This is a genomic window from Actinacidiphila rubida (assembly GCF_900110255.1).
Classification (GTDB): domain Bacteria; phylum Actinomycetota; class Actinomycetes; order Streptomycetales; family Streptomycetaceae; genus Actinacidiphila; species Actinacidiphila rubida.
Genome location: NZ_FODD01000009.1, coordinates 187,764 through 203,121, shown reverse-complemented (window position 1 = coordinate 203,121; position 15,358 = coordinate 187,764). Strand labels below are relative to the sequence as shown.

Below are 15,358 nucleotides of genomic sequence, written 5' to 3'. Positions count from 1 at the left end.
GATGGCTGGCGCCGCGGGCCGCTCCGGCGCCTGGTCAGCCGGTGCCCTCCGGTGCGGCGGCCTCGGGCGCGGGGAGGGGCTGGATACGGCCGTGCACCGCGGCCATGCGTGCGGCGGGGGCCAGGAGGCCCTGGAGCCGGCGGGCGGCGTCCACGTGGTCGCCGGTCCAGATGATGCGCACGGCGGTGGCGGTGGCCTGGCCCTGATCGTCGCGCAGGTCGCGGCGCACGGCCTGGACGAGGCGCGCGTCCGACGCGAGGTCGTGGGGCAGCGGTGCCGGCGGCGGCTGCCGGCCGTCCAGGGACTCGGCGAGCGTGTGGTACCAGCCCGAGACGTGCCCGGCGCCGGTGAGCAGTTCGCCGCGGGCCGCGGCCCGTTCGCGCTCGTTGTGGACGTCGCCGGCGCGGCGCCACATGCCGAGTATCGCGTCGGCGGCCAGCCGCAGGCCCACCACCCCGGTGACGAGCGTGCTCATCTCCGCGAGCGGGGCCCGCTTGGGGCCGCGCTCGGCCAGGTAGTTGCGGAACGCGTCGTCGAGCCGGCGCGCGGAAGCGGCGGCCTGGCGGCCCTCGGCGAGCGGGGCGGCGGCCGGCTCGGGGCCGGCGCTGCAGCAGCCGACGGCGTACTCCACCGCGCCCACCAGGTAGTCGGCGCTGTCCGTGTACGCCTCGGCCATCGCCTTGCCGACCGCCGCGCCCGCGCCGCGCGGCCAGAACAGCACGCCCACCACCACGCTGACCGCGCAGCCCAGCGCGATGTCCTCGATGCGCACCAGGCCGACCTTCCAGCCGGGGCTCTGGCCGATGTTGAAGAGGATCACCAGGGTGACGGTGAACGCGGCCTGGCCCGCGGCGAAGGAGATCGCCGCGGGCGCGATGCCGGCACACAGCACGGCCAGCGGCAGCAGGAACCACAGCAAGGTGGTGTTGTCGCCGATCAGTTGCAGCAGCGCGCCGCCGATGACCGACCCGACGAGGGTGCCGCCGAGCCCGCGCAGCGCGTTCTGCCCGGTGTTGAGGGCGTTGGAGCGCAGGACCGACAGGGCGCCGAGGACGACCCAGAAGGAGTGCTGCACGCTCGTCAGGTCGGCGAGGGTCACCGCGACGCCGAGCCCGACGGCGCCGCGCACGCTGTTGTGCAGCCACACCGAGTGCCGGTCGACGTGCGCGGTGGCGCGCTCCCAGGCGGAGGTCAGCGGGTCGGTGCGCGCCCCGGGTTCGCGGCCGAGCAGCCGGTCCCACCACCCGCGGCGCTCGGCCGCGGCGAACAGGTCGACGTTGCCGGCGATCTGCTGGACGGCGTAGCCGAGTTCCTGGGCGCGGAAGGACTGGTCGAGGGAGGTGATGAACTCCCCCATCTCCTCGCCCTGTCCGTCCTGCGCGGAGCGGTAGACGGGGAGGCTGGCGGTGGCCTCGGCCTCCATCGCGTCGACGCGGCGGCCCAGTCGGCCGATCGCTTCGGCCAGCGCGTCCGGGTCGGAGCGGGGCGCGCCCAGCAGTTCGGCGCACCGGTCGAGGGCGTCGGCCGCGGCGTGCCGCACGGCGCAGGTCGCGGCCACGGGCCCGCCGCCGGTGGTGCCCGGCGGCGGTCCGGAGTGCGCCACGATGAGGGCGAGCCAGGTCAGTTCGTCGACGAGGCGGACCAGCGCGCGGGCGCTGCTGGACAGCCCGGTGGGGCGGTACGGGGTGGCGTCGAAGGCGCGGCGCAGGGTGCGTTCGGCCTCCTCGACCCGGTCCGCGGCGTCGGTGCAGGCCGCCCGGCCCGGATCGTCGGGGGCGAGCGCGAACACCGCGTCGGCCCGCAGCCGGGCGGCGACCGCCCGGCAGACCTGCGCGGCGGGCGCGCTCAGCGGGTCCGCCGCGGGGCGCGGCCACAGGACGACGATGGCGATCAGCGACGCGGCGGCCGCGAGTCCCGCGCCGGCCACCCGGTCGGGCAGCGCGGACACGGGCGAGGCGAGCGACACCGGCAGGATGAACGCGAGCAGCAGTGAGGTGGTGGCGCCGGCGGTGACGGAGCTGACGATGCCGGAGAAGAGCACCGCGAAGCCGACCGCGACCATGGCGACGACGCCGAGCCACGTGACGGACGAGACCGCCGTGCCCAGGACCATCAGCGCGATCCACACCACGCTGAGGCCGGCTTGGGCGCGCACGCGCTGGGACATCGGCCCGGCGAAGTCGACCAGCAGCAGCATCGAGAACGCGCCGAACGCGCCGTAGGTCGCCATCTCGGGCGAGCCGATCACGCGGCTGCACAGCGCGAACATGCCGGGCATCACGATGGCGGCGCGCGCGGCCCTGCGGGTGGCCGCGAGCCACGGGTCGCGGGCCTTGAAGCGCGCGGGCAGGGCTCGCAGCCCGTGAGCGGCGCGCTGCCGCACGGGCGCGGGTGTGGCCATGGGTGGTCGCTCCTCCTGTCGGTGGAGCGATCGCCCACGGCCTGGTCCGCGCCGGCCGGGGGTCACCCCTGCACCGGCAGTATGCCGTGCCCGGGCCACGGCGGCGCGGCATCCCGAGGGAAAGATCGCCTTCGGCCCCCGCGGCGCCGGAACGTCAGAACAGGCGGCTGCGCAGGGCGTTGACCCGGTCACGCGCCGTGCCGAAGGCGGTGGCGTCCAGCGTTCCGTTCTGCAGTGCGGTGGCGAGAGCCGTCACGACGGCCTGCCCGTTGGCGACGCTGCCGGATGCCTCGAGGATGACGTCCATTCCGGCGCCCGCCGCGGCGACCGCGTTCTGGCCGATGGTGCCCAGCGAGCTGAGCGCGCCGGCCGCGATGGCGTCGGTGATCGTCACCCCGGTGAAGCCGAGCCGGCCGCGCAGCTCGCTCTGGACGACGGTGGAGGAGAGCCCGGCGGGGTGCGACGCGTCCAGGTGCGTGTAGATCGCCCAGGACACCATCACCAGGTCGACGCCCGCGGCGAGTGCCGCGGTGTACGGGAACTCGTCGGTGCCGCGCAGGCTGCTCAGCGAGGTGGTCAGGGTCACCGGCCGCAGGTCGGTGTTCTGCGAGGACGTGGCGGGGCCGAGGCCGGGGAAGTGCTTGGCGGTGGCGGCCACGCCGGTGGCCTGCTGGGCGGTGATGAAGGCCTTGCCGCAGGCGGAGACCACGGAGGGGTCGGTGCTGTACGACCGGCCGTACTGGTCGTCGAAGTCGCCTGCGGTGCGGTACACGTCGAGGACGGGCGCCAGGTTGATGTTGATACCGGCACCGCGCAGCAGGTTGCCGGCGGTGGTTCCGGCGGCGGCCGCGGCCGAGGCGGGGTCGGACGACTGGCCGATCTGCTTCTCGGACTGGGTGGGGCCGCCGGGCAGCCGGCGCACCTGGCCGCCCTCCTGGTCGGTCATGAGCAGCAGCGGCGCCGGATCGGGGCTGCTCAGGTTGGCCTGGCGCAGTTGCTGCACGGCCGCGGTGATCTGCGACAGGCTGCTGACGTTGCCGCTGTTGATGATGACGCCGGCCGCCTGGCCGGAGCTGATCTGGTCGAGCAGGGCCTGCGGCACGGTGGTGCCGGGGAAGGAGAACACCACCCGCTGGCCCGCCTGTTGCTGCGGGGTCAGGGCGGCGGGTCCCACGGCGCCGGCGGCGAGCGGGCCGGGTCGTGCGGTGCGGCGGCCCGTGGGCAGCGGCAGGCCGAAGGCGGCCAGTCCGGCGCCGGCCGCCAGAACGGTGCGGCGGGTGGGGTGGTTTCCAGGGTCGTCCACGGCGTGCCTCCTGGGTTGGCTGCGCGGGCGTGATCGCTGATCCGCACGGTGCGCGGCGGCCTGCGCGGCCGTCACGCACCGTGCGGGGTGACCCCTGGTGCGGGTCCCGGGAAAGCGGTGGGTCAGCCGTTGGCGAGGGCCTGGACGCGGCTGAAGTCGCCGTTGAACGCGTCCTGGTCGCCGGGGAAGACGCCGCTGTCCGCGTACTGCCAGATCGTCTGGTATCCCCAGTTGTACGGCATGGCGCCGGGGCTGCCGTTGTAGTTGGCGAGCATCAGCGGGTTGGTGGAGGAGAAGTCACCGGTGTTGCCAGTGCACTGGCTCCACCAGCTGGTGGCGGTGTAGATGACGACCCAGCGGCCGGTCTTGGCGTGGTACTCGTTGCTGAAGGACAGGATCCAGTTGACCATCCCGGAGGCGGACAGGCCGTAGCAGGTCGCGCCGTACGGGTTCCACTCCATGTCGAGCATGCCGGGCAGCGTCTTGCCGTCCTTGGACCAGCCGCCGCCGTGCGCGACGAAGTAGTCGGCCTGGGTGGCGCCGGAGGAGGTGTCGGGCGTGGCGAAGTGATAGGCGCCGCGGATGAGCCCGGCGTTGTAGGAGCCGTTGTACTGCTGCGTGAAGTACGGGTTGGTGTACGTCGTGCTCTCGGTGGCCTTGACGTACGCGAACCTGCCGCCGTTGGCCGCGACCGACGACCAGTTGACGTTGCCCTGGTAGCCGCTGACGTCCAGCCCGGGGGTGCCGGCGACCATGGGGGTCACGGCCGCGGGGGCGGCCGAGCCGGACTGGTGCTTGGCGATCTGGGAGCCGGCCCAGTCGAGTTCGGGGTGCGTCACGTGGTTCTTCGAGGCGCTGGGGGCCGCGGCCGCGGCGGGCACGGCGGTGGCGCCGAGGGCGGCGCAGGCAAGGGCCGCGGCGGCGACGAGGGCGCGACGGCTGCGCTTCGCCTTGGCGGGTGCATGCCAACTCAACATGGCTCCTCCGGGAGGGACATGGATCGGGTGGGGGGTGCAGGCGTGCACGCCCAGAGTGGAGGAAACCTTCTCCGCGCACAAGCAGTATGAAAAAAAGCGCGACGCGTGCGCCCCGTCCGCCCCGCACGCCCCTGGCCGCCCGGTCGCGTCAGGTGCTCAGCTCGCGGATCAGCGGCACGGCCCTGGACAGGTAGAACGTCCCGAAGGTGACGAGCGCGACCGCCCCCAGCTCCGGCACGATCCACCACCCGGTGCGGATGTGCTCGGCGTACACGAAGACGCCCAGCACGAGGCTGACCACCGCGTCGCCGAGGGTGAGGGCCGGCTGGGAGGCGGCGATGGGCCCGGCCTGCAGCGCGTTCTCCAGCAGGAACACCGCGCCGATGCCGCAGATCGCGAACCCGTAGGTCTGCCACGCGGTGAGGAACGCGCCGAAGCCGTCGTCGGAGAAGGTGTTGGCGGCGGACTTCAGCAGTGCCGCCGTGAGGGCGTTGGCCACGGCGGCGGCGGTCCCGAGCATGGCGGCCCGGGGCGCGCCGGACGGCCGGCGGTAGGCCAGCATGACGCCCGCCGCGGTGAGGCCCAGGCACACGATGCAGGCCGGGATCCACCGGGCCAGCGACGCCTGCTGCGTCCCGCCGCCCGGCGCCGCGCAGGCCAGTCCCGTCGCCAGCCCGACGACCATGCAGCCCACGGCGATCCAGCCGGAGCGCGGCAGCCGGCGCCCCAGCACCGGCAGCGCGATCAGCAGCGCGAACGGGAGTTCCAGGATGAACAGGGGCTGCGCCAGGGCCAGCGGCCCCGACACCAGGGCCAGCGCCTGGAAGAGCGCCGCCCCGATCACCCCGAGGATGCCGAGCAGGAACACCGACTGGTGGATCATGTCGACGAGCAGCCGGGGGCGCAGCGCGTCCTCGGGGGGAACCGCGAGGGCGGCCTTGCGCTGCAGGACCGTCCCCGTCGCGTTGCTGGCCGCACCGGCCACCGCGAACAGCACGCACAGGACCAGCAGGGTCGGCCTCCCGTGGCGCAGCTCCACCGGGGCGGCGGTGCCGCGTTCCCGGATCCGGACGGTGTTCGCACCAGCATCGCGGTCCGGACCGCCGGGTCCGGCGACCGGCCCGCCGACCGAGCCGCACCGTCACCCGATCGAGGGGACGGCGGCACGGAGCCCGGTCCCCCGGAAGGGAACGCTCCGGCGGTCGCTGGCCGTCGCCCGGGTCCGCGAGTACCGTCGAATTACCGGCGGCTTCGACGAGGGAGAGGCCCATGCGGGTTCACAAAGGCGATGTTCTGCGGTTCACCGGACGCACGGTGGGCACGCCCGAGCACCGGGCGAAGGTTCTGGAGGTTCTCGGCCGCGAGGGCGATCCGCCCTATCGCATCCGCTTCGAGGACGGCCGCGAGGCCGAGGTCGTCCCCGGTTCGGACTGCGTGGTCGAGTCGGGGGCGCCGCGGCCCATGTGACCGCCGGCGCCGCGACCGGCGCGGCAACGCGTCGCCCCGTGGAGGTTGTCCACGGGGCGACGGTTTATCACAAATGACCGGTGCGCGCGGTGCACACAGGCAATTGATCGGCAGACTGCCACGCATTCTTCCGGCCGCGTTCTCCTGCCTAGTAAGCTTCCGGTGGGATCGGGCACTTACGAGCGCCCTCTCAGGCCGCGTCGGGCTCTGGTTGCCTCCGGAACGCCCGGCGCGGTCTCTTGAGACGGCTTACTTCTTTTAGCACTCGGCGGTCGAATAGGCCACACGCGCCGGGCATATGCGGGACCGGCTGTGCACCCGGTTGACGCGTGGGGCGAAAAGAGAGGGCACGCGGCACGCGTGCGGCGGACGGGACGGTTCGGTATGCGGTGGGCCCGGTCGGCCCGCGGACGTTCAGCGGACGGGCCTCGTGCCGCGTCCGGCGATCAGGTCGTCGGCGATCTCGTGCAGGTACAGGCCGAGCGTCTGGGCGTCGACGGTACGGCTGATCCGCACCACGCCCTGCCGGTCCATGCCGACGAGGAAGACCTCGCCGGCCGTTCCTCTGGTGCCGCGCTGCGGTTTTCTGCGGTGGGTTCTCTCGCGTCCATTCATCATGACTGCTCTTTCCGAATGCGCCTCAGCGGAAAAAGGACCCGATCATCGATCCGGGTCCGCTGGGAAACGGGACGCGGCACCCCGGTGTGGGGCCGGGGAACCTGAGCGCCGACGGGCGAGTCCCGCCGGCTAGCGCCCCATCATGGGCAGCAGCGTGCCCTGCAGCATCAGTCCCCGCTCCATCTGGATGGCGGAGCGGCACAGCGCCCTGCCCTCCACCAGGAAGGTCGGCTCGATCTCCGCACCGGCACCGGGGGTCTGCACGACCAGCGAGAAGCCGACGAACGGGTACACCATCATGATGTCGCCCGTCGTGGACACGAACTGCCCGCCGCGGTACCGCGTGTCGGCGACGAAGCCGACGACCATGGGCTGGATCTTCGGCTCGGGCACCTCCTCGCTGAGCAGCGCGAGCACGTCCACCGCGGACACCGTGCCGTCCAGGGCCTGCTGGGCGGTGGCCCGCAGCCGGCCGAGCAGCTGGGCCTGGTGCGTGAGCGTCGCCGACATCTCGACGGTGGCCGCCAGCTCGCGGCTGGTGACGTTGGCGGCGTGCCCCAGCATCTCGACCCTGCGGCGCAGTTCGGCGGACATCTGGGACGCCTCGGCCTGGGTGCCGCGCCAGCGCGCGTCCCAGGCCGTCCGCTCGGACTCGTGGGCCTCGGTGATCCTCTTGGCGGCGGCCTCTGGATCCTTTTCCGCCTGGATGGCCCCCACGGCCAGTTTGTAGAACGCATCCGTCCGCGTACGCGGGCGCGTCTGCGCGTCGTCAATGGCAGTCATCGGTTTGCCTCCGGAATCTGACTTGGCGCGACGATAGCCCACATTTCATGATCGTTCGCCACCTTCGTGAAGAATACGCAGGAGTACCCGCAGCGATAATCATGTAAGGGGGTGCAGATTCCTCGGCCCACCTGTGTTTCCGCAGCTCCGGGCCGCTTCTCGCATGCGTGAGCGATCACTGGCGGAACCGGGGCCACCGGTTACGGATGGCATGAAAGAGATGCCGAGAGGCCAGTGTTATTGGCTGGATAATCCGCCGAACGGAAACGCGGGCGTTTCTCCGGCGCCGGCGCAATGGCGGTGGTCAGCCCTTCTCGTCCTTGTCGTTCGCGGCCGCGTCGGTGGTTCCCTCTCGCAGCAGCTGCTTTCCCAGATCCAGCAGGGCACGTCCGGCCGCGTACTCGTCCCCGATCGAGGGCACGGGCGGATCGTGCGGGTTGCGGCGGGCACTGGACCGGGTGGTCAGCGTCCGGTCACCGGTGTCGAGGGACGCGTCGGCCTTGGTGACGTCCTCGTCCTCCTCGACCACGTCCATCCGCAGGGTCCAGGTCTTGGTGCGTGCGGCTGGCGTGCTCTTGTCCTGCGTCATCGTGCTGTCCCTTCTGCTCGGCCGCCCACCCCCCTCACCTCAAGGATCGCGCGCCGGCACCCGGGAGTCGCCCGCAGCGGGGAACGGACCCGGGCGCCGGCACCGCGGGGGCACCGCGTGCGGCGCTCAGCCGGTGGCCGCGGTCAGCTCCCGGACCGCGCCCGTCCCGTCGATCTCGCAGGCCTCCCGGGTCCACGCGCGGGCCTGGTCGGTGAGGGTGATGCCGAGGCCGGGGCGGTTCGACAGGTGCATGCGGCCGCCGCGGATCTCCAGCCGCTCGTGGAACAGCGGCTCCAGCCACTCGAAGTGCTCGACCCACGGCTCGTGCGGGTAGGCCGCCGCCAGGTGGAGGTGGATCTCCATGGCGAAGTGTGGGGCCAGCTGCAACCCGCGGTGGTCGGCGAGCGCCGCCAGCCTGAGGAACTGCGTGATGCCGCCGATGCGGGGCGCGTCGGGCTGGATGATGTCGCAGGCGCGCGCCTCGATCAGCGCGGTGTGCTCGGCGACACTGGCCAGCATCTCGCCGGTGGCCACGGGGGTGTCCAGGGACGCGGCGAGCGCCGCGTGGCCCTCGGCGTCGTAGGCGTCCAGGGGCTCCTCCACCCAGGTCAGCCCGAAGCCCTCCAGGGCGCGGCCCATGCGCAGCGCGGTCGGCCGGTCCCACTGCTGGTTGGCGTCGACCATCAGCGGCACGCCGTCGCCGAGGTGCCCGCGCACGGCCTCCAGGCGCCTGAGGTCGGCGGCGCCGTCCGGCTGTCCGACCTTGATCTTGATGCCGCCCAGGCCCCGCTCGAGCGACGCGGTGGCGTTGTCGAGCAGCTCCTCGACGGGCGTGTGCAGGAACCCGCCCGAGGTGTTGTAGCAGCGCACCGAGTCGCGGTGGGCGCCCAGCAGTTTCGCCAGCGGCAGTCCGGCGCGCCTGGCCTTCATGTCCCACAGCGCGATGTCCAGCGCGGCGATCGCCTGGGTGGCGAGCCCGCTGCGGCCGACGGACGCCCCGGCCCACACCAGCTTCGTCCAGAGCCGCGCGATGTCGTTGGGGTCCTCGCCGACGAGGGCGGGCGCGACCTCACGCGCGTGCGCGTACTGGCCGGGGCCGCCGGCCCGCTTGGCATAGCTGAAGCCGATCCCCTCGTGGCCGTCCGCCGTGGACACCTCGGCGAACAGCAGGGCCACCTCGGTCATGGGCGTCTGCACCCCGGTGAGCACCTTCGCGTCGCTGATCGGCGTGGCCAGCGGGAGGCGGACGGACGAGAGCCGGACGCGGTGGATCCGGTCGCCTGACGGCGCGGCGGCGGGGACGCCCGAGAGGGCGGCGGGGACGGCGGCGGGCGCGGCGGCGGGTGCGGGGGTCACGGGCGTCACGGGCGTCACGGTCAACTCCAGTCATGGATATGAACATTGATCGCACTTCTGAACCCACTCTATCCGGCGCCCCGCGGCCCCCGTCCGACAGGTCAGGCGACCCCGACGGCATTCGCGGCCTCATGGCGGACGGGGCGCGAGGGTGAGGCTGCAGCCGGTCCCCCACACACCCGGTGACGTGCGACCTTTTCAAGAGCATCACAAGGAGTGCGCATCCTCTCCCGTTACTGCTGTTAGCGTGTGCCGCTGCCCCGTCGCGGGCGACGTGAACATGCCACAAGCCTCCCTCAGCCGCGCCGCCAGCACAGAAAGTTCGCGAATGGACTACTGCTACTCCTGCCGCCGGACCCTCAACGGGGCTCTGGTGTGCCCGGGTTGCGGCGCCTACGCGCCGGACATAGCCCCGCCCGCCAGCGCCTACATGGGCAACACCGCCGCGGCGCCCGCGGCGTGGGACGCCTTCGGCGCGGCGCCTTCGGGGCACCCCGGCGCCTCGGCAGGTCCCCTGCCGACCATGCAGAACATGCAGGTGCCCGGCTACGCCGCCCCCGGCGAACACGCCTACGCCGCCCCCTATGCGGAGCCCGGCCTTCCCGGCGGGGCACACCCCGCCGCCGGCCACGGTTACGCGGGCCGGGACGCCGTGCGGATCGAACCCGCCCGCCCGCGGCCGGCGACTCCGCGCCGGCTGCCCGCGGAACTGACCGAGGAGGACGGCGACCTGCCCGGCGGCGAACTGCCGGGCGGCGACGTGCCGTCGGTGCTGGGCCCGCCCTCGCTCGCCCCGACGCTGCACCGCGGCCGCGCGGCCCGGCGGCGCCAGCTGGCCCGCTGGAAGAAGAACCGGCGCCGCGCCGGTGTGGCCACCGCGTTCGCGCTGTTCGGCGGCGGCGTCACGGTCGCCTCGATGCAGGGCCACTCCGGGAAGGACGGTGCGACCACCGCCGCCGCCGACCCGCAGACGCCCACGGCACTGCAGACGGACAACACGTCCGCGAGCTCGCCCAGCACCCAGGCGGCCCCGAGCGCCGCCCCGAAGCACGCCGCGCCGCAGCACCACAGCACGGCCGCGCAGCCGGCACCGCGGGCCTCCCAGGCCGGACCCGACAGCATCACGTCGATCCCGGCCAGCGTGATCCCCTCGGGCCGCACGGTGACGTACTCCGCGGCGAGCAAGCCGGCGCCGAGCACCACCACGGCGCCGACGGCGCCCTCTTCGTCCACGCAGACCGCGAGCACGACCAGCTCTTCGAGCAACTCCGGGAGCAGCTCCGGCAGTACGGCCACCACTCCCCCGGCGACGCCGCCGGCCAGCACGCCGCCGGCCACCACCGCGCCGTCGACGCCGCCGCCGCAGCAGCTCTGCCTGCTCATCGTCTGCCTCGGCTGACCTCGGGGACGCACGGTGCCCCCGCCCGGATTCCGGGCGGGGGCACCGTGCTTTTTGTATGTGGAGGTTCCTCCGCTTAGTATCGAGATAAGCGGAGGAACCTCCACTTCCATCAGGGCGCGTCCGCGCTCCCGTCCCCCCGAAAGATGGCCATGTCGATATCCCCGACGGCGCCGGTGTCCTCGGCGCCCTCCCGCGTCGGCCGCGGTTCCCCGGTCACCCTGCTGGTGCTGGCGGCGGCGGTCTCCGCGTACGCGCTGCTCCAGTCCCTGGTCGTGCCGGTGCTGGCGACCATCCAGCAGGCGATGCACACCAACCAGGCGGCGTCGACCTGGGTCCTCACCGCCTACCTGCTGTCGGCGTCGATCTTCACGCCGATCATCGGCCGCATCGGTGACGCGGTCGGCAAGAAGAAGATGCTGGTGGTGACCCTCGGCGCGCTGGCCGCGGGCCTGCTGCTGGCCGCGCTGGCCGGCAACATCACCGTGCTGATCCTGGCCCGCGTCCTGCAGGGCGTCGGCGGCGGCGTGCTGCCGCTGGCCTTCGGCATCACCCGTGACGAGTTCCCGCCGCACCGCGCCCCCGCCACCGTCGGCCTGCTCGCCGCGCTGACCGCGGTCGGCGGCGGTCTCGGCATCGTGCTGGCGGGCCCGATCATCAACGTCCTCGACTACCACTGGCTGTTCTGGCTCCCGCTGATCGCCGTCGTGGCGACCGGCGCGGCCGCCCAGGTACTGCTGCCCAAGTCGCCGGCGCACGCCGGCGGCCGGATCAGCGCGACCCCGGCCGTGCTGCTGTCGGCCTGGCTGGTCGCCCTGCTGCTCGCCCTCAGCGAGGGCTCGGACTGGGGCTGGCTGTCCGGGCGCGTGGTGGGCCTGCTCGCCGCCGCGGTCGTGCTGGCCGCCGGCTGGATCGCTTCCGAGCAGCACGCCGCGACCCCGCTGGTGGACCTGCGGATGATGCGCACGCCCGCGGTGTGGACCTCCAACCTGGTGGCGCTGATGGTCGGCGTCGGGATGTACGCGACGTTCGGCTTCCTGCCGCAGTTCCTGCAGACGCCCTCGCAGGCCGGCTACGGCTTCGGGGCCAGTGTCACGGCGTCCGGCCTGATCATGCTCCCGTGGCCGGTGACGATGTTCGTGGTCGGCAGCGCCTCGGGCCGGCTCGCCGCCCGGTACGGCGCCAGGGCGCTGGTGGTGGCCGGCAGCCTGATCGCCGTCCCGCCCTTCCTCCTGATGGCCTTCGCGCACGACCACGTGTGGGAGCTGTGCGTGGCGACCGGCGTGCTGGGCATCGGCTTCGGCCTGGCCTTCGCCGCGATGTCGAGCCTGGTCGTGCAGGCCGTGCCGGCCCATCAGACCGGCGTGGCCAGCGGCATGAACGCCAACATCCGCACCATCGGCGGTGCCGTCGGCGCGGCCCTGATGGCGGGCATCGTCACCGCACGCAAGGGTCCCGGCGGGCTGCCCGCCGAGTCCGGCTACGCCTGGGGTTTCGCTGCCCTGGCGGGCGCCACGGTACTGGCGTTCCTGGCCGCGCTGCTCATCCCGAAGCGCGTCGGCGACCAGGGCACCGTCGAGCCGGTGCGCGGCGACGACCCGCGGCAGGCGCGGGACGGCGCGAGCGGCCCGGCGGATGCACCGGGCGGCCCGGCCGTCACCGCGGGCGCCGCGCCCGGGGAGGCCTGAGCCCCGAGGAGGCCGCCGCGGCGGCCCCAGCACAGACCGGGAGCCCGGGCGGCAGCTGCCGCCCGGGCTCCCGGCTTGTGGTCCACCAGAGTGACGCTGATGATGAGTACGTCCTGTTTCACGACCTTTCGCCCCATTGCGAAGGGCAGCAGAACCCCGGGAGTGGACCATGGGCGGACATGTGTATCTGGCTTACGACTATCCGGTGCTCGGCGCCTTCTGGACGGCCATGTGGGTCTTCCTCTGGGTCCTGTGGATCTTCCTGCTCTTCCGCATCGTCGTGGACATCTTCCGGGACGACTCCATGAGCGGATGGGCGAAGACCGGCTGGCTGCTGTTCGTGCTCCTGCTGCCGTTCCTCGGCGTCTTCGTGTACGTCATCGCACGGGGTACGGGCATGGGCCGCCGCGAGCAGCACCACGTCGACCAGCAGCAGAAGGCGTTCGACAACTACATCCGCAAGACCGCGGGCACCGAGGGCGGTGGCGGCGGCAGCCAGGCCGACCAGCTCACACGGCTGTCGCAACTGCGCGCCGACGGCACCCTGTCCGAAGAGGAGTTCCAGAAGGCCAAGCAGAAGGTGCTGTCCTGACGGAACGGGACCGGGTGGCCGGGTGCACCAGCCCGGTCACCCGGTCCCGGTCGCGTCCAGCGGGTAGCGGACGAACAGCACGGCCTCCACGTCGCCGTGCGGCGCGCTGTACAGGTGGGGGCGGTCCGCCGTCCAATGGGCGTGGCCGCCCGGACCCGCCGTCAGGGGGTCGGCCGGATCGCCCACCACCGCGATGCCGCCGAGGACCAGCAGGTCCTCCGCGGTGCCGGGGATGTGGGCCGCGGACACCTGGACGGCCCCGGCGCGGATGCGGATCCGGAACACGTCGGTGACGGCGGCGGCGTCCTCGAAGCGTTCGGTGAGCACGGCGGTGACCGCCTCCCCCGAGATCCCGGCCCGCGCCACACCCGGCGTGAGCACCGCACTGAGCGGGACGCCGCCGGGAGCCGCCGAGCCGTGCGGGGTGCCGTCCTCGTCGGTGAGCACCGCGCTCAACGGGACGCCGAGGGCCGTGGTGAGCGCGTAGAGCGTCTCCAGGGTGGGGTTCCTGCGGCCGGCCTCCAGTTCCGAGAGTGTGGCCTTGCCCGCGCCGGACTGGCGGGCGAGCGCGGACAGGCTCAGCCCGCGGTCCTCGCGCAGGTGCCGCAGCCGCAGGCCGACCCGCTCGTTCAGCTCCATGCCCGTTCCATGCCTCTCCGTTCCTCCGCCCGTCCGGCGCGCGCGGTGCCGCCGGGACCTCGGCGGACCTCCGCCGGTCCCGGCAAACCGCTCCGGGAGAAAGCCCGTTGACGGATGTCCCGGGCCCAGCCTAGTGTTCCGCCCACAGAACGTTCCGTAAACGGAACACGGTCGACACAGCCTGGGCCCGGGAGGGGTCATGAAGGTCCTCGCGTCCCTGCGCGCCGCCGCCCCCGCTCCGGCCGTCACGGCCGGTCTGGTCACCGTCCTCGTCGGCGTCACCAGCTCCGCCGCCGTCGTCTTCACCGCGGCCAGGGCGGCCGGGGCGGACTCCGCCGAACTCGCCTCGTGGATGCTCGCACTCGGCACCGGGCTCGGGGTGACCTCCATCGGCCTGTCCCTGCGCTACCGCACGCCGATCGTCACCGCCTGGTCCACACCGGGTGCGGCGCTGCTGGCCACCGGGCTGGCCGGGGTGCCGATGGCCGACGCCGTCGGCGCGTTCCTGCTGTCCGCCCTGCTCATCCTCGTCAGCGGCGTCACGGGCTGGTTCGCACGGGTCATGGACGCGATCCCGGTGCCGCTGACCGCCGCGCTGCTGGCCGGGGTGCTCTTCCAGTTCGGCACCGGTCTGTTCACCGCGCTGCACGGCCGCTTCGCGGTGGCCTTCCCGATGTTCGCCGCGTACCTGCTCGCCAAGCGGTTGTTCCCGCGGTACGCGGTGCTGGTGGCGCTGGCCGTCGGGGTGGCCGCCACCACGGCCGTCGGCGGTTGGCACACCGGCGGGGTGCGGCTGTCCGCCCCGGCGCCGGTGTTCACCGCGCCGCACCTGGACTGGCGGGTGCTGCTCAGCGTCGGCGTGCCGCTGTACGTCGTCACCATGACCGGGCAGAACCTTCCGGGAGTCGCGGTGCTGCGCAACTCCGGCTACGACGTGCCGGTGTCGCCGCTGCTCGGCTGGACGGGCGCGGTCAACGCGGTGCTGGCGCCGTTCGGCGCGTTCGGGCTGAACCTGGCGGCGATCACCGCGGCCATCTGCACCGGCGAGCAGGCCCATCCCGACCGTGCCCGCCGCTACCTGGCGGCGGTGTGGGCCGGCGTCTTCTATCTGTGCGTCGCCGCGCTGGCCGGCACGATCGGCGCGCTGCTGACCGCCATGCCGCACGAACTCGTCCTGGGCATCGCGGGGATCGGCCTGCTCGGCACCATCGGCGGCTCGCTGCACACCGCCCTGGGCGACGAACGGCACCGCGAGGCCGCGGTGGTGACGCTCCTGGGCACCGCCTCCGGGATGACGCTGCTCGGCGTCGGCTCGGCGTTCTGGGGCCTGCTGGCCGGGGTCTGCACCCTGCTCGCCGCGCGCCTCCCGCTTCCCGCCGGCCGCCGCGCCGCCCCGTCCGCACCGGCGCCGTCCGCACCGGCGCCGTCCGCACCGGCGCCGTCCGCGCCCGGACCGGCCGAACCCGCAGTGCCCGCACCCGCTTCGGGCGGCCGACCTCACGCGTGACGGGGGTGCGTGTCGGCGGCGCGTGACGGCCGGCCTCGC

The 15,358-nt window shown here is 73.5% G+C and carries 14 protein-coding genes; 5 read left to right on the top strand and 9 right to left on the bottom strand.

Features of this window, described 5'->3' with window-relative positions; translation table 11 throughout:
- Positions 1 to 34: 34 nt before the first annotated feature.
- The 4 genes from BMW99_RS11780 to BMW99_RS11765 form a co-directional block, all read right to left on the bottom strand.
- On the bottom strand, positions 35 to 2,401 hold the full coding sequence (locus tag BMW99_RS11780) for an FUSC family protein (RefSeq protein WP_075016748.1): 2,367 nt from the start codon (positions 2,399 to 2,401) through the stop codon (positions 35 to 37).
- A 154-nt stretch (positions 2,402 to 2,555) separates the two neighbouring features.
- Positions 2,556 to 3,704, bottom strand: a complete 1,149-nt coding sequence (locus BMW99_RS11775) for a glycoside hydrolase family 3 N-terminal domain-containing protein (RefSeq protein WP_069462466.1) — start codon at positions 3,702 to 3,704, stop codon at positions 2,556 to 2,558.
- Between the two features lie 122 nt (positions 3,705 to 3,826).
- Complete coding sequence (locus BMW99_RS11770) at positions 3,827 to 4,681, bottom strand: lysozyme (RefSeq protein WP_069462467.1); 855 nt, start codon at positions 4,679 to 4,681, stop codon at positions 3,827 to 3,829.
- A 148-nt stretch (positions 4,682 to 4,829) separates the two neighbouring features.
- Complete coding sequence (locus BMW99_RS11765; protein WP_069462471.1) at positions 4,830 to 5,693, bottom strand: DMT family transporter; 864 nt, start codon at positions 5,691 to 5,693, stop codon at positions 4,830 to 4,832.
- Positions 5,694 to 5,950: 257 nt separating this feature from the next.
- Between BMW99_RS11765 and BMW99_RS11760 the strand changes: the two genes are divergently transcribed.
- Positions 5,951 to 6,148 (top strand): DUF1918 domain-containing protein, encoded by a 198-nt coding sequence (locus BMW99_RS11760; protein ID WP_069462468.1) that lies wholly within the window; start codon positions 5,951 to 5,953, stop codon positions 6,146 to 6,148.
- 414 nt (positions 6,149 to 6,562) lie between these two features.
- Here the strand turns inward: BMW99_RS11760 and BMW99_RS40705 are convergent, their stop codons facing one another.
- From BMW99_RS40705 to BMW99_RS11745, 4 genes are all read right to left on the bottom strand, one after another.
- Positions 6,563 to 6,766, bottom strand: coding sequence for a hypothetical protein (locus tag BMW99_RS40705; protein WP_141726030.1), 204 nt, complete (start codon positions 6,764 to 6,766; stop codon positions 6,563 to 6,565).
- 129 nt (positions 6,767 to 6,895) lie between these two features.
- A complete protein-coding gene (locus BMW99_RS11755; protein ID WP_069462469.1) occupies positions 6,896 to 7,549 on the bottom strand; it encodes a hypothetical protein in 654 nt (217 codons plus the stop codon).
- Between the two features lie 304 nt (positions 7,550 to 7,853).
- Complete coding sequence (locus BMW99_RS11750) at positions 7,854 to 8,138, bottom strand: dsRBD fold-containing protein (protein ID WP_069462470.1); 285 nt, start codon at positions 8,136 to 8,138, stop codon at positions 7,854 to 7,856.
- A gap of 126 nt (positions 8,139 to 8,264) precedes the next feature.
- The gene (locus BMW99_RS11745; protein ID WP_069462472.1) at positions 8,265 to 9,410 is read right to left on the bottom strand and encodes an L-talarate/galactarate dehydratase; all 1,146 of its coding nucleotides are present in this window, start codon (positions 9,408 to 9,410) and stop codon (positions 8,265 to 8,267) included.
- Positions 9,411 to 9,822: 412 nt separating this feature from the next.
- On the opposite strand from BMW99_RS11745, the gene BMW99_RS40700 reads away from it, so the two are divergent.
- The 3 genes from BMW99_RS40700 to BMW99_RS11730 all read left to right on the top strand — a co-directional run bounded on the left by BMW99_RS40700 (position 9,823) and on the right by BMW99_RS11730 (position 13,173).
- Positions 9,823 to 10,893: an SCO2400 family protein gene (locus BMW99_RS40700; protein ID WP_143080526.1), complete on the top strand. Its 1,071-nt coding sequence runs from the start codon at positions 9,823 to 9,825 to the stop codon at positions 10,891 to 10,893.
- A gap of 152 nt (positions 10,894 to 11,045) precedes the next feature.
- Complete coding sequence (locus BMW99_RS11735; RefSeq protein ID WP_069463824.1) at positions 11,046 to 12,581, top strand: MFS transporter; 1,536 nt, start codon at positions 11,046 to 11,048, stop codon at positions 12,579 to 12,581.
- Between the two features lie 169 nt (positions 12,582 to 12,750).
- Complete coding sequence (locus BMW99_RS11730; protein WP_069463825.1) at positions 12,751 to 13,173, top strand: SHOCT domain-containing protein; 423 nt, start codon at positions 12,751 to 12,753, stop codon at positions 13,171 to 13,173.
- Between the two features lie 36 nt (positions 13,174 to 13,209).
- Here the strand turns inward: BMW99_RS11730 and BMW99_RS11725 are convergent, their stop codons facing one another.
- Positions 13,210 to 13,812: a helix-turn-helix domain-containing protein gene (locus tag BMW99_RS11725; protein ID WP_069463826.1), complete on the bottom strand. Its 603-nt coding sequence runs from the start codon at positions 13,810 to 13,812 to the stop codon at positions 13,210 to 13,212.
- A gap of 199 nt (positions 13,813 to 14,011) precedes the next feature.
- On the opposite strand from BMW99_RS11725, the gene BMW99_RS11720 reads away from it, so the two are divergent.
- On the top strand, positions 14,012 to 15,319 hold the full coding sequence (locus BMW99_RS11720) for a benzoate/H(+) symporter BenE family transporter (protein WP_075016745.1): 1,308 nt from the start codon (positions 14,012 to 14,014) through the stop codon (positions 15,317 to 15,319).
- Positions 15,320 to 15,358 lie beyond the last annotated feature (39 nt).